Below are 13,715 nucleotides of genomic sequence, written 5' to 3' on the forward strand. Positions count from 1 at the left end.
GATCATGATTCTCATCATCGATAATTACGATTCATTTACCTACAATTTGGTGCACCTTGTGGCGATGCATACTGATGACTACAAGGTTGTGCGCAATGATGCCATCACCCTTGAGGAAATCAAAGCGCTTGCCCCGGAGAAAATTCTGATTTCGCCGGGTCCGGGGCGTCCGGAGGATGCTGGGATTTCGGAAGCCATCATCCGGGAAATCGGGCCGAAGACGCCGGTTTTGGGCGTGTGTCTCGGACATCAGGCGATCGGGCAGGTTTTCGGCGCGACGGTCACCTATGCGCCCAGCCTGATGCACGGCAAGACTTCCATCATAGAGCATCAGTCCAAAGGGCTCTATCGCAATGTGGCGCAGCACTTTACGGCTACCCGCTATCACTCGCTCGTGCTGCAGCCGGAAAGCATACCCGATGTGCTGGAAGTAACTTGTCAGACGCCGGACGGCGTTGTGATGGGTGTGCGGCACCGGGAGTTTCCGATTGAAGGGATTCAGTTTCATCCTGAGAGCATCCTCACGACGGAAGGTCCGAAGCTGATCGAAAACTGGATTAAACAGGGGAGCATTGTTTCGGACAGGACGTCAACGGATTCTCAAACACCCAAAGAGGGAAGCAACTGATGGTTTTTTCTGATTTTAAACAGGTGCTTGAACGGATCGCCGAAGGGCGGAAGCTTGAGCGGGATGAAGCCCGGCAGGCGATGGAATTTGTGGTCAAGGGTGATGTGAACGAGGCGCAAACGGCAGCCTTCCTGTTTGGCATGCGGCAAAAGGGCGAAACAGCCGATGAGCTCACCGGCTTTGCCGAAGCCATGCGCGCGGCCATGATTCCGGTGGATGTGGATGTGACCGGTTCGGTTGATCTTTGCGGAACCGGCGGCGATCACAGCGGCAGTTTCAATATCTCGACGGCGGCCATGTTCGTGGTTGCGGGCGCAGGCGTTCCGGTGCTGAAGCACGGCAACCGGAGCATTTCGAGCAAAAGCGGCAGCTACGACGTGCTCGAAGCGCTCGGCGTTGCACCAGCGCTTGAGGCACCCAAGGTCAAAACCTGCTTCGAACAAACCGGTCTCGCGTTCATGTTTGCGCCGCTGTTTCATCCCGCAATGAAGTACGTGATGCCCGCCCGCCGCGCACTCGGGATGCGGACTTTCTTCAACATTCTGGGTCCGCTGCTGAACCCCGCAGGCGTGAAGCGTCAGCTTGTGGGTACCTTCGATGATGAAACCGCTAAACTCTGTTTCGACATCTTGTATCAGCTTGAGGCTGAGCGGATTGTAACCGTGCATTCCGAAGACGGCATGGATGAGTTCAGCACGGCTGCGGATGCAGGTGTGCATTTTTTAGGGCAGGATGCCATCCCGACCTACACGAAGTTTTCTCCGGAGCATTTCGGTCTGCAGCGGGTTGATCATGAGGCGCTCAGGGGCGGCGATAAGGAGGTCAATGCGGAAATCATCCGGGCTGTTTTGGGAGGTCGCGGGACTCCTGCACAGACGGAAATTGTGCTCTACAATGCAGCGATGGGCATTTATGCGGGCGGAAAGTCCGATGATTTTTCGGAAGCACTTGCATTTGCCCGTGAAAGTATCGGAAGCGGAAAGGCTGCTGAGAAACTGCGTCATTTTGCCGAAGCCACACAGGAGTTAGCCCGTGACTGAACTGAATCTGCCGTTTAATCAGCCGACCATCCTTGATAAAATTGTGGCGCAGACCCGCGAGGATCTGGTGCAGAAAAAGAAGCGGCACAGCGCTGCTGATTTTCGCTCTTTCCAGCTGTATGAGGCGCCGCGCCGGGATTTTAAAGCGGGCTTGCGGAAAGAGGGCTGCATACGCGTAATTGCCGAGGTGAAGAAAGCTTCGCCATCGAAAGGGATTATCCGGGAAGATTTTGATCCCGTGCGGATTGCGGCGCAGTACGATGAAGCCGGGGCCGCTGCGATATCCGTGCTGACCGAGCCCCACTTTTTTCAGGGCGACCTGGCCTATCTTGGGCAGATTCGTCCGGAGGTTTCGGTGCCGCTGTTGCGGAAGGATTTTATTGTAGATTTTTATCAGATTGAGGAAGCCCGGGCCGCGGGTGCTGACGCCATTTTGCTGATTGCGACCGTAACAAGCGGAGCCCAGCTTTCGGAGCTGCTGCACGCAGCAAAAGAAGCCGGTCTGCAGTGTTTGGTAGAGTGCTACAGCCGCGATGAATTTGAAGCACTCCGCTTCAGTGAAGTGGAAGTTGTGGGCGTGAACAACCGCAATCTCAAAACCTTTGAGGTGGACTTGCACCGCGGACTTTCCCTGCTGGCCGAAGCGCCCAATGAGGTCGTCAAGGTGTCGGAAAGCGGACTCAGCACGCCACACGATATTGAAACGGTGCTCGAGTACGGCGTAGATGCTGCGCTGATTGGCGAGCATTTTATGCGTCAGCCGCACCCCGGCGATGCGCTCAAGCGCCTGACCGAAAACTTCAGCTGATTTTCAGCCGGAAACCCATCACCCGAAAAAAACACGCTGTGCAGGAAAAAAGAACAAAACTCAAAATTTGCGGCATCACGCGGCTGGAAGACGCCCGCTTTGCAAGCGGTGCGCTGGTTGACTATCTCGGATTCATTTTTGTGGAAGGCACGCCGCGGTATATCGCGCCGGAGCAAGCCGCCGAAATCATCAGCTGGATTGAGGGACCGCGCTGTGTGGGCGTGTTCATGAATGAGTCCGCGGAGCGCATAAATGCGATTACGGCGGAGAGCGGCGTGCACATGGTGCAGCTGCACGGGGATGAAAGTCCGGAGGTGTGCCGGCAGGTGCTCGCGCCGGTGATCAAGGCGTTCCGGGTGAAGCTGGGCATGAGCCGGGATGAAGTGATGGCGTTGCTGCGGCCGTACCGCGATGTGGCCGAGTACTTTTTGTTCGACAGCTGGGTGGAAGGCGTTGCCGGCGGAACGGGGGAGACCTTTGACTGGAACATCATCCGGGATTTACCCGGGGACTGGCCGATTATGCTGGCCGGAGGTATCCGGGCGGGCAATGTGCGCCGGGCGGTAAATCTGGTTCATCCGCATGCGGTGGATGTCTCAAGCGGGGTTGAGCTTTCACCAGGCGTGAAGGATTTTGACCTGATTGAGGATCTCATGGACGAGATGCGCGAGATCTGGGAAGAACAGGAGCGGTTTTAAGCTTTGTATTGGGTCTGGCTGTCCCGTTCCGGAAATCGACTTAAGGTGAGCCTGTAGTATTGACGGTTTTGGTTTCCGGACTTAAAGACGGGTTGCCTTAACCTTGTATCGAAATCAGAAACTGTTCATGTTTCGGAGACCAAAAAGCAAGGGGCTTATCTTAGGTTTAGGAGCCTACGATCTGCCACGTAGGCATTGATGCTCTCGGAGTTTTACCCAAAAAAAGAAAATTTCGGCGCTGTTGAGGACGCCTGTAGTAAGGCTACCGGCGATTTGAATGCAGGGTGACATTGCAGTTGTAAAAACCGTATCTTGCATGATAATCATTAGCGGCAAGTAAGTTTCTGCCGCCCGTATCTGGTTGCGGAATTGGAATCAGCCGGAATGATTGAGTCGGCATAGGGATTCCACATCTTTCAAAAATTCATCAAAATAATTAATCGCCCGGACTTTTAATCCGCGGGGAGGACACATGAGCAAAAAAGGAAAAGTACTGGTAGCCATGAGCGGCGGGGTGGACTCGTCGGTTGCAGCGGTAATGCTGCGCGAACAGGGCTACGAAGTGATTGGCATTACGATGAAGACCTGGGACTACACGAGCTCAGGCGGAAAATCGAACAAAGAAACCGGCTGCTGTTCGCTGGAATCCATGAACGATGCGCGGCAGGTTGCGCTGAAATACGGCTTTCATCACTTCATCGTGGATATCCGCGAGGAGTTTGGCGACTGGGTGATTGACCGTTTTGTGGATGAGTACCTCGGGGGCCGGACGCCGAACCCCTGCGTGCTGTGTAACACGCACATCAAGTGGACGGCGCTGATGAAGCGGGCCAATCATCTGGGTTGTGATTTTATCGCGACCGGACATTACGCGAACCTGCGCGAAGAAAACGGACGCTTCGTGATTTCTCGCGGGAAGGACTTCAACAAGGATCAGTCGTACGCGCTCTGGGGCGTTTCGCAGGAAAATCTGTCGCGCACCAAGTTCCCCCTTGGGCAGTTTCATAAGCCGGAAATCCGCAAAATGGCCGAGGAATTTGGTCTGCTGAACGTGGCGAACAAGAAGGACAGCTACGAAATCTGCTTTGTGCCGGATAATGATTACCGGCGCTTCCTGAAAAAGCGCGTGCCCGGCCTGGAGGAAAAAGTGGACGGCGGACTTTTCGTCGACAAGAACGGCAAAGTCGTAGGCAAGCACCGCGGCTATCCGTTTTACACAATTGGTCAGCGCCGCGGACTTCATCTTGCGATGGGGCGTCCGGTGTATGTGACGCACATTGATCCGGATACCAACACCATCACGGTGGGGGATGAGGACGACCTCCAAAGCACGTACTGCACGGCGAAGCAGATTAATATGGTGAAATATGCGCGAGTGCCCGTGGAAGAAATGCCGGTGACGGCTGCCATTCGGTATAACGATGACGGCGAGCCGGGCTTTCTCACGCAAACCGGCGATGATGAACTGACCATGCGCTTCCCGAATCCGCGCACGGCCATTACACCGGGTCAGGCGCTCGTGTGCTACGAAGGCGACGATGTGATTGGCGGCGGATGGCTCCATAAAGTGAAGATGGACTTCGAGTAGTGCACATGGCCCGCGTGCTGATCGTCACGGATGTCCCCGAAAAATTTAAGCCGAAAGCTGGTTTTGCGCTCAAAACCATGCTTTCGGCTTTTTTTCGGTATGATGATATTCGTCACGCAGCACCGGAAGAGGGGAGGCAGGCTGGTGAAAATCACATCCGTATTTATTACGGCCCTGATGCGCGCGCTCAAAGTGCGTTCTTTGACTTCAGCATACAAATGGCTGAGGATGCGCCCCTGTTTTTTGAGCGCGGGGAAGCGAGAAAGGTTTCCGATGTTTTTTATCCCCAGAAATTTCCGCAGCTGCCGCTTTTGTTTGGCAGTGATGGGGGGGATGCTTTGCCGGATTCATGCCGGTTTATGGTATGGGATGTAGTCGCTTCAGCCTTTTATTTTCTCAGTGACTGGGAGGCCTGGCTGCCGGGCCGACCGCAGGATGCACACGGGCGGCTGCCGTTTAAGGGGAGTCTTACGGATAAGCTTCAGCTGGGCGACCGCGCGATAGTTAATGAGTATGCTGACATTCTGGCAGGATGTATTACATCTAAAAAAGGTCTTGCGCTGAATCCTAAAACGTATGGCGCGCATGCACTTGCGGCTTGTATCTCACATGATTTCGACCGGATAAAAAAACGGTATAAGGGTACTTATGCACGGGAGCTGATCGAGATTCCGCTGCTAAATCCGCACGGGTATTCTGCAGAAAAACGGATGCGGCGCCTTCGGAAAACGATTACCGACCTGCTTCAGCCCGGTGATGGGTATGAGCGCTCCATACTCGGGATGTTTGCGCTCGAAGAGGAGCTTGGAATCAGGCCTACGGTGCTGGTGAAGTCCATCCTTCAAAAGCACAAAAATGATGCTGCCGACTACCTGGACTATCCGTTTTTTGAAACCATAACAGCATACGTGAGACGGCTGGGCGGCGAAATCGGACTACACGCTTCGTATGAGGCTGGCTATAACGAGCCGTTTTTTCACGAAGAATGCCGCAAGTTATCTGCGCGGACGGGCGCGCTTGTGCAGTCTCATCGCTTTCATTATCTCAGGTATTTGCCTGAGCGCCTGCCGCGCCTGCTTGCGGCTGCCGGCATTCGCACGGACAGCTCTGTTGGCTGGGCCGAACGTGCAGGATTCAGAACCGGCTTCACCCATCCATACTTTTTGTTTGATCTGCAACGTAATGCAGCGGGTCCGGTTCTGGAAATTCCGCTGCCGATGATGGAGATGCACCTGCTCGACCGCATGCAGCTGAATCAGGAACGGGCGCTGGAGTATGCCTGCCGTCAGGTCGATCTGGTCAAAAAGCATGGCGGGGTATTGTGCTGGGATTTCCATCATCATGCCCTGGACGATGCTGAACTTGAAGGCGCCGGCTTTTTATTTGAGCGGGCTTTGAGGTATCTTCATCACCAAAATCCCATTTATTTAACCATGAGTCAGGTTTATGATTACATCTGAGTTTAGGTCGGCCTTAGCCGTATTACTGCTCGTTTTATGTGCACCGCTGGCGCTTCAGGCACAGCATTTTGAAGGTGAAATCAGCTTTACCTTCACCGATACAGACGATAATACAACTGAAAAGCTTGAAATGCTGGTTGCAGAAAACCGGCTGGTTGTGAGAGGAAACATACGGGAGTATGTGGATTTACCGCTGTTTCAGGAGCTCATCACCATTCGGGCCGACCGCAACGATGTGCTTATTCATACCGATGATGCCGTTTCGGCGGTGAATCTGGGCGAGCTTACGGCGGTAATCCGGCAGTTCATGAACAACAACCGTAACAGTCAGCCGCAGCAACAGGATCGCATTGCTGACCGCACGCGAATTGAGGAAACGCGCGAAACCCGCAGGATTCACGGCATGACGGCCCGTAAGTTCATCCTTCATGATCTTGAGCTCGAAAGCCGTGAAACGCACCTTTGGCTCGCGGAAGCGGGAATCGACTGGGAACAGCTGCTTTCCCCGATAGATCAGCTTCTGCGTACGATTGGCGGCGGGGTAAGCCTAAGCTCGGTCAACTGGCCGCTCAGCATGACTCCGCTTTTGGTCGAAGACTACAACAACGGAACCCTGAGGGGAAAGATGGAAGTCACCCATCTTCAGCGAAGAGCCCTGACAGCCGATGAGCGTGATATTCCTTCAAACAAGCGGCAGATCTCTCTTTTCGAACTTATGATGGGACAGTTCTGACGGTCTTAATTCCGGTAAATCAAATCCAATAAAAGATTTATATGATGATGGTTAACAAGCCGCAATCGCTGCTGAAAGTAATGTTGCTTCTCTTTTTTCTGGGAAGCTCAACAGGCTGTGCTTCTTTATTTTCGCCGGACACGCAGGACCGAATGCATGTGGTCAGCGGTTTCGACGCAAACTTACTGGAAGTGGACGACACCTTAACGCCTGATCCCGAAGTTGTCGCATTCATTGAAGGCTATGCTATTGAGTTAAACCGGATAATGAACCGGCGCATTACGGTGAGCCGGGGCGTAATTGAGCGGGGACAGCCCGAGAGTCCGCTTGGGAATTTAACCGCTGATATTCTCCGCTTCATGAGTGCCCGTGAGCTGGGACAGGAAGTTGATATTGCCATATTAAACCGCGGCGGCCTTCGCATTCCAATCCCTGAGGGGGATGTTACCGTTGGCACCATGTTCGAGCTCATGCCGTTCGAAAATTACATCACCCTGCTGCGTTTTGATGGACGTCAGATTATGCAGCTGGCACAGGAATTGGCGGAGGAGGGAGGCGAACCGGTGAGCGGGCTGCGCATGCGGATTGCGGACGGCAGACCAACCGACCTGCTCATTAATGATGACCGCGTTCGCCCGGAGCGCAGCTACTGGATTGCTACCAACAACTGGCTGGCTGATGGCGGCGGGCCCCTGCCAACGCTCTGGCAGCCACGGGAGCGGATCAATACGGACGTGCTTATCCGCGACGCCTTTATTGAGTACCTTAACACACAGCCCTATATCGAACCCCATACCGACGGAAGAATCCGCAGATAAATCCCTTATTGAGCTATGCTGAACAGAAGAGCATTTTTAAAGCAAATTGCAACTGCCGGAGCCGGTTTGGGCCTTGTAGGTCTCACTCCGCTCCTGAGTTATGGCAACCGCCGCAGTTCGACCAAGACCATCACCATCATGCACACCAACGATACGCATGCGCGTATTGACCCTTTCCCGATGGGGGCAGGCCGGTATGAAGGACTTGGCGGTGCGGCGAGAAGAGCGGCGCTTATCCAGAAAATCAGAGCGCAACAGCCGAACAATCTTCTTCTCGACGCAGGAGATACGTTTCAGGGCACGCCCTATTTCAATTTTTACGGCGGGGCCCTTGATTTTGAGCTTATGTCCATGATGGGCTACGACGCAAGTACGATTGGAAATCACGAATTCGATAATGAGGTCAAGGGTTTTGTGGATGTTGCCCCTAAAGCGAACTTCCCCTTTGTGATTTCAAACTATGATTTTTCCGGCGCGCCGGATATGGGCGCATTCACCCGCGAAGTGCTCATTAAAGATGTAGATGGCGTCAGGATCGGTATTTTTGGACTCGGCATTGCTTTCGACGGGCTTGTGCTCCCGCATTTACATCAGGGCGTTTCATATATACGCCCGCAGCTTGTGGCGCGTCAGCTTGTACGCAGGCTGCGTGTTGATTACGCCTGCGATATGGTCGTATGCCTGAGTCATCTCGGACTCGAATACAGCACATACCGCCCGAGTGATATGGTGATTGCACAGGAAGTGGATGGCATAGATCTGATTATCGGCGGACACACGCACACCTTGCTCGATGAGCCCCGCATTATTGAGAAAGGCAGCGGCAGACCCACCGTGATTTCACAGGTAGGACACGCAGGTGTAGTCCTGGGCCGGCTTGATTTTGAGTTCGACCGAACGAACCGAATCCGCCGTGTGCTTGTTGCCAACCAAGAAGTTAACCCGGAAACGGCCGGGTAAACGAGTGAATGAAAAGACCAATTCCTGCCGGGCTGCGACTTCCCGGTTGAATCTCAAATTATGCTGATGTCTTCGATTAACGTTTTACTACTTGGTTCAACCGGCTCCATCGGAACACAAACGCTCGATATTATTCGCGCCAATCCGGATAAATTCCGGGTTTCCGGCCTTACAGCCAACAGCAACTGTACGCTTCTCGCCGAACAAATCGCGGAATTCAGGCCGCCGGTAGCGGTCATTGCAAGTGAGGATAAACGAGCGGAACTGATTGAAAAACTCGCTGGACGTTCACCCCAGACCCAAATTTTATCCGGCTATGATTCCGTAGTGGACATCAGCCGGGAGCTGAGCTACGATGTATTGCTGAACGCACTTGTTGGGTTTTCCGGCTTCAGACCGACAACAGAAGCGCTGAAGGCCGGCCGTAAGGTAGCGCTTGCGAATAAGGAATCGCTGGTCGTAGGAGGGGAGCTCCTTCAGAAATACACCAAAGACGGAATCAGCAATCTGATTCCGGTTGACTCCGAACACAGTGCCATTTTGCAGTGCCTGATCGGGGAAGAAGGAAATGCTATTGAAAAACTCCTGATCACAGCCAGCGGCGGCCCGTTTCGTACGCTTCCGCTTGATCAGATGGCCGGTATCACTCCGGAACGTGCGCTGAAACATCCGAACTGGTCCATGGGAGCCAAAATCACCATAGATTCGGCGACCATGATGAACAAAGGCCTTGAGATTATCGAAGCCTACTGGCTTTATCATTTGCCGCTGCATAAAATTCAAGCCGTGATTCATCCGCAGAGTATTATTCACTCCATGGTCACCTTCGAAGATGGCTCGACCAAAGCACAAATGGGGTACCCGGATATGAAAGTCCCGATTCAGTATGCCCTGACCTGGCCTGCACGCATACCACTCGAAACCCCGCGCATGGACTTTTCAACGCTGCGGGAGCTCACCTTTGAGGAAGTTGATTTTGCCCGCTACCCTTGTCTTAAGCTTGCCCTTGAAGCCATTGATTCCGGTGGTTTTGCCCCGGCTGTGCTGAATGCCGCCAATGAAATAGCCGTACACCGCTTTCTGAACAGGGAGATTCCGTATATTGGCATTCCGAAAATTGTTTCTGAAGCCCTTCTCTCCGTTCAGCCCGATTCAGACATCACAATGGAAGCGCTGGTTGCTGCCGATGAGGAGACAAGAGCTTTTGCTGCACAATTGTCAATCTGATTTTTTTCAAAACGTATCATCCTAAACTTAATCTATGGAATTCATTACAGGTATCGGCGTCACAATCTTACTGTTTGTCGCAGCTATCTTCATACTTGTACTCGTGCATGAGCTGGGACACTTCTTGGCAGCAAAAGCTTTCGGTATGCGGGTTGAGCAATTTTCAGTAGGTTTCCCGCCCCGCCTTTTCGGAAAGAAAATTGGAGATACCGACTATTGCATTTCTGCAACACCGCTGGGCGGTTACGTGAAGATTGCAGGCATGATTGATGAGACCAATGACGGGCGGTTTCTGGCACAGGAGCCCCAACCCTGGGAGTTCCGCTCAAAACCGGTATGGCAGCGACTGATTGTTATGGTCGCGGGGGTAGCCTTTAATATTTTGCTGGCTGCACTCATCTTTGCCATGCTGTTGCTGTACTATGGCCGTGAAATGATTCCTGCCGACAATGTTGGTGCGATGTACATCCCGGAAACTTCCGTTGCTCACGAAATCGGGTTTCAGACGGGAGATGAGCTCATTTACATCAACGGTGTGCGTCCGGAGCTGTACCACAGCGGCAATATGGTCCCCATCGGAGAGCTGACCCGCAGCAACCTGACCTTTACCGTACTTCGCGATGGTGCAGAACACACCATTCAGGCACCATCCAACTTCTTAGACTACCTGAACCGAAACCCTGAGTTTTTATTTGTTACCTATGCCGTACCCAGTGAAATTGCGGCTGTTGTGCCCGATTCACCGGCCTATGAAGCCGGCTTAAAGACTGGTGACCAGGTAGTCGAAATTGACGGTGCGCCGGTTAATTTCTTTCTTCAGATGTCGCATATCATTCGCAGTTCTGAAGGACCCTTGTTCCTTACGGTACTTCGCGACGGTGAGCGGCTGAATCTGGAAGTAACACCCAATCCAGATACGCGGCTGATTGGGGTAGGGATGATTGATCCCGTGGAATATTTCGGGGTTATCTACCAAAATGTCGGGCTTTTAACGGCACTCGGTGGCGGCTTTCAGGAAACCTGGGAAACGACAACCGGTATGCTCAGCGCTTTCGGGATGATGTTCCGGGGAACCATATCCTTTCGGGATAATCTCGGCGGACCTGTTGCAATTGCTTCCGTAACGCGGGAAGCAACAGACAGCGGAGGCGTGCGCGGCTTCTGGTTTCTGGTCGCTTTTCTGAGCATTTCACTGGCAATCGTCAACATGCTGCCCATTCCGGTCCTTGACGGGGGTCATGTGATGTTTTTGCTTTATGAAGCTGTAACCCGCCGCGAACCTACAGTGAAAGTGCGCATGGCACTACAGCAAATTGGTCTCATCTTTATTATCGGGCTGTTTATCTTTGTGACATTCAACGACGTCATGCGACACATCATTAATTAAGCTTATGTTTGCAAAAGAAGGCTACTCAATTATCGGTACGGCAATTGTCATCTCCATTCTCCTGTCTGTCATAGGCGCGTTTGCTGGTGGCGTTGTTGCATGGGTGCTTTATATCCTGGCTGTGCTAACTACAGCATTCACCCTTTACTTCTTCAGGGACCCGGAAAGAAATCCGCCGGATGGTTTTGAAGACAAGCTGATAGCGCCGGCTGACGGCAAAGTTATTTTACTGATTAATGGCCTGAAGCATGACTTTTTTGATGAACCCTGTACGCAGATCAGTATTTTTTTGTCCCCGCTTGATGTTCACGTGAACAGGGTACCTGCAAGCGGAAAAATTGTTCAGGCAGACTATTATCCCGGCGAATATCTCGTTGCATGGCATGAAAAAGCTTCCGAGCTGAACGAGCGATCTGAATTTGGCATGGTTCATCCTTCGGGCGGAAAAGTTTTCTTTCGGCAGATTACCGGGTATATCGCAAGAAGAATTGTTTTTGATCTGAAGGAAGGAGACGAAGTAAGTGCAGGAGACAAATTTGGCATGATGAAATTCGGATCACGAATGGATATTCTCGTTCCTGACTCCATGAAACTTTTGGTCAAACCCGGCGACCGAACCGTCGCCGGTGAATCGCTTATGGGCATTTTTAAATCAAGCTGATGTGATACAACGAGGCGTAAAAACATCGGTACCGCGAAAAAGGCGTAAGATCAAAGGCAGGGGCAAAGAGTTCCGACAGAAAGCCAATGTGCGCTTTCAGGAACGCATTAAGAAGCCCATTCCGAGATCAGTTGTGCCCAGTTTCTTTACGCTCATGAACCTGTTTTCCGGTTTTCTCGCCATTCTGATGGTGTTTGAAGGAAAACTTGCCACAGCGGCCTGGCTTATCGTGCTTGCCGCTTTTTTTGACGTACTTGACGGATTCATGGCCCGTCTCACCAACGGAGACAGCGTTTTTGGCATTGAGCTTGATTCCCTCAGCGATATCGTCTCTTTTGGCGCAGCACCGGGAATTCTGGTCTATGCATGGCTTTTTTCGGCACCAACACCCGGACCCGCAAATATTGCGTTGCCACTTGTTGCCGCGCTTCCGGCCCTTTGCGGTGCTATACGACTCGCCCGCTTTAATATCGACGCCAAAGCCGAGCCTTCCTCCTTCTTTAAAGGACTCCCCATCCCGGCACAGGCCATGATGCTCGTTGCCTTTTTCCTCACTTTTCAAAACAACCTCGAGTTTTTCGAGATTTTTAAGCACGGTGCCAATTCAGTCATCATCCCCACTATCATCATCCTTTCATTACTGATGGTGAGCACCGTGCCCTTTGATAAAGTGCCCCGCTTCAATAAAGAGTACATGCGTCAGAACCGGCCGCTTGTATTCCTTTTTATCGTTTATGCCCTGACCATCATCATACTGCAGGAATACGGTCTGATGATTGTTTTCACCATTTTTATTTTGCGCGGGCTGATCATGTTCGGGATTCAGTTTTGGGATGATGTTATGGGGGATGAATCCGAAACGGAATCAGATCCGCAGCAATCAGCCGGCTGAAAACAGCCGCTTTAGACAAAACACAACTTCCATACCCGCACCTTTTTCTTTCATGACCTCTCTATTTGTGCTTGATATTGACGGCTGTATTACCATGCCCTTTCAAACTCCGGACTGGCAGGCACTAACCCGGCTTCGCGAGCTGAATGACCTAAGCCGTTTACGACCTGAAATCCCTGCACTGAGTATTTGCAGCGGCAGGCCTCAGCCCTATGTTGAAGCTGTAGGGCAGTGGCTCGGCATGTACAAGCCCCTCATTTTTGAAAGCGGCGGCGGCATGTTTGATCCGCGGGATGTTTCCCTGCACTGGCCGGAATCCCTAACTCCCGAACGCGAACAGATCATTCAGGAAATACGCGAATGGGTAGCTGCAGACATCATTGCAACACATGAAGGCGCTGTCAGCGAATTCACCAAACGAACCGATGTTGGGATCATTCATCCGCACGAGTCTGCCATCATAAAGATGTATGAAAAAGTTTGTGCCCGAATCGCCGCTGATTACCCGGATTTTGAAGTACATCGCACTGAAATTTCGATCAATATCATTATGAAAGGTGCCAATAAGGGCAGCGGACTGCGATGGCTCTCACAGCTGTGCGATGTGCCGCTCAGTGATATCGCTTATATCGGGGACAGTAGCGGCGATATTCCCGCACTTGAAATTGCCGGCACGGGCTTTACACCTGCAAACGGGATTGGTACACTCAAAAAAATGGCAGGTGTGCATACGACAAAAGGAAAAGCAACTGAAGGGGTGATTGAAGCCTATCATCACATTATCGAGCGGAACAAATCTTAACAACAGATTAGCC

The 13,715-nt window shown here is 52.3% G+C and carries 14 protein-coding genes; all 14 read left to right on the plus strand.

Annotation, left to right across the window (positions count from 1 at the left end; translation table 11 throughout):
• Positions 1 to 4: 4 nt before the first annotated feature.
• The 14 genes from CYPRO_RS08860 to CYPRO_RS08925 all read left to right on the plus strand — a co-directional run bounded on the left by CYPRO_RS08860 (position 5) and on the right by CYPRO_RS08925 (position 13,702).
• Positions 5 to 628, plus strand: coding sequence for an anthranilate synthase component II (locus CYPRO_RS08860; protein ID WP_114984276.1), 624 nt, complete (start codon positions 5 to 7; stop codon positions 626 to 628).
• Positions 628 to 1,668: an anthranilate phosphoribosyltransferase gene (gene trpD, locus CYPRO_RS08865; protein ID WP_114984277.1), complete on the plus strand. Its 1,041-nt coding sequence runs from the start codon at positions 628 to 630 to the stop codon at positions 1,666 to 1,668. The genes CYPRO_RS08860 and trpD overlap by 1 nt, the downstream gene beginning before the upstream one ends.
• A complete protein-coding gene (gene trpC / locus CYPRO_RS08870; RefSeq protein WP_240644715.1) occupies positions 1,661 to 2,476 on the plus strand; it encodes an indole-3-glycerol phosphate synthase TrpC in 816 nt (271 codons plus the stop codon). The genes trpD and trpC overlap by 8 nt, the downstream gene beginning before the upstream one ends.
• Positions 2,477 to 2,514: 38 nt before the next feature.
• Entirely contained in the window at positions 2,515 to 3,174 is a 660-nt protein-coding gene (locus CYPRO_RS08875; RefSeq protein ID WP_114984278.1) for a phosphoribosylanthranilate isomerase, read from the plus strand.
• Positions 3,175 to 3,646: 472 nt separating this feature from the next.
• A complete protein-coding gene (gene mnmA / locus CYPRO_RS08880) occupies positions 3,647 to 4,762 on the plus strand; it encodes a tRNA 2-thiouridine(34) synthase MnmA (protein ID WP_114984279.1) in 1,116 nt (371 codons plus the stop codon).
• A gap of 5 nt (positions 4,763 to 4,767) precedes the next feature.
• Positions 4,768 to 6,222 (plus strand): DUF7033 domain-containing protein, encoded by a 1,455-nt coding sequence (locus CYPRO_RS08885; protein WP_114984280.1) that lies wholly within the window; start codon positions 4,768 to 4,770, stop codon positions 6,220 to 6,222.
• Entirely contained in the window at positions 6,209 to 6,955 is a 747-nt protein-coding gene (locus CYPRO_RS08890) for a hypothetical protein (protein WP_114984281.1), read from the plus strand. Before CYPRO_RS08885 ends, CYPRO_RS08890 begins: the two co-directional genes overlap by 14 nt.
• Before the next feature lie 41 nt (positions 6,956 to 6,996).
• On the plus strand, positions 6,997 to 7,773 hold the full coding sequence (locus CYPRO_RS08895; RefSeq protein WP_114984282.1) for a 5'-nucleotidase C-terminal domain-containing protein: 777 nt from the start codon (positions 6,997 to 6,999) through the stop codon (positions 7,771 to 7,773).
• Between the two features lie 15 nt (positions 7,774 to 7,788).
• Positions 7,789 to 8,733, plus strand: coding sequence for a bifunctional metallophosphatase/5'-nucleotidase (locus CYPRO_RS08900; RefSeq protein WP_114984283.1), 945 nt, complete (start codon positions 7,789 to 7,791; stop codon positions 8,731 to 8,733).
• Positions 8,734 to 8,799: 66 nt separating this feature from the next.
• Positions 8,800 to 9,960, plus strand: a complete 1,161-nt coding sequence (gene dxr / locus CYPRO_RS08905) for a 1-deoxy-D-xylulose-5-phosphate reductoisomerase (protein WP_114985748.1) — start codon at positions 8,800 to 8,802, stop codon at positions 9,958 to 9,960.
• A gap of 34 nt (positions 9,961 to 9,994) precedes the next feature.
• The gene (gene rseP, locus CYPRO_RS08910) at positions 9,995 to 11,347 is read left to right on the plus strand and encodes an RIP metalloprotease RseP (protein WP_114984284.1); all 1,353 of its coding nucleotides are present in this window, start codon (positions 9,995 to 9,997) and stop codon (positions 11,345 to 11,347) included.
• A 4-nt stretch (positions 11,348 to 11,351) separates the two neighbouring features.
• Positions 11,352 to 12,008, plus strand: a complete 657-nt coding sequence (locus CYPRO_RS08915; protein WP_114984285.1) for a phosphatidylserine decarboxylase family protein — start codon at positions 11,352 to 11,354, stop codon at positions 12,006 to 12,008.
• Between the two features lies 1 nt (position 12,009).
• Positions 12,010 to 12,900 (plus strand): CDP-diacylglycerol--serine O-phosphatidyltransferase, encoded by an 891-nt coding sequence (gene pssA, locus CYPRO_RS08920; RefSeq protein WP_240644716.1) that lies wholly within the window; start codon positions 12,010 to 12,012, stop codon positions 12,898 to 12,900.
• 52 nt (positions 12,901 to 12,952) lie between these two features.
• Complete coding sequence (locus tag CYPRO_RS08925) at positions 12,953 to 13,702, plus strand: HAD-IIB family hydrolase (protein WP_164682657.1); 750 nt, start codon at positions 12,953 to 12,955, stop codon at positions 13,700 to 13,702.
• The last annotated feature ends 13 nt before the right edge of the window (positions 13,703 to 13,715 follow it).

The sequence above is a fragment of the Cyclonatronum proteinivorum genome (assembly GCF_003353065.1).
Classification (GTDB): domain Bacteria; phylum Bacteroidota; class Rhodothermia; order Balneolales; family Cyclonatronaceae; genus Cyclonatronum; species Cyclonatronum proteinivorum.

Excerpts from the sequence above, each read along its gene's own strand:
- CYPRO_RS08860 (WP_114984276.1), top strand. The coding sequence starts at position 5 with ATGATTCTCATCATCGATAATTACGATTCATTTACCTACAATTTGGTG.
- trpD (WP_114984277.1), top strand. The coding sequence starts at position 628 with ATGGTTTTTTCTGATTTTAAACAGGTGCTTGAACGGATCGCCGAAGGG.
- mnmA (WP_114984279.1), top strand. The coding sequence starts at position 3,647 with ATGAGCAAAAAAGGAAAAGTACTGGTAGCCATGAGCGGCGGGGTGGAC.
- CYPRO_RS08885 (WP_114984280.1), top strand. The coding sequence starts at position 4,768 with ATGGCCCGCGTGCTGATCGTCACGGATGTCCCCGAAAAATTTAAGCCG.
- CYPRO_RS08890 (WP_114984281.1), top strand. The coding sequence starts at position 6,209 with ATGATTACATCTGAGTTTAGGTCGGCCTTAGCCGTATTACTGCTCGTT.
- CYPRO_RS08895 (WP_114984282.1), top strand. The coding sequence starts at position 6,997 with ATGATGATGGTTAACAAGCCGCAATCGCTGCTGAAAGTAATGTTGCTT.
- CYPRO_RS08900 (WP_114984283.1), top strand. The coding sequence starts at position 7,789 with ATGCTGAACAGAAGAGCATTTTTAAAGCAAATTGCAACTGCCGGAGCC.
- dxr (WP_114985748.1), top strand. The coding sequence starts at position 8,800 with ATGTCTTCGATTAACGTTTTACTACTTGGTTCAACCGGCTCCATCGGA.
- rseP (WP_114984284.1), top strand. The coding sequence starts at position 9,995 with ATGGAATTCATTACAGGTATCGGCGTCACAATCTTACTGTTTGTCGCA.
- CYPRO_RS08915 (WP_114984285.1), top strand. The coding sequence starts at position 11,352 with ATGTTTGCAAAAGAAGGCTACTCAATTATCGGTACGGCAATTGTCATC.
- CYPRO_RS08925 (WP_164682657.1), top strand. The coding sequence starts at position 12,953 with ATGACCTCTCTATTTGTGCTTGATATTGACGGCTGTATTACCATGCCC.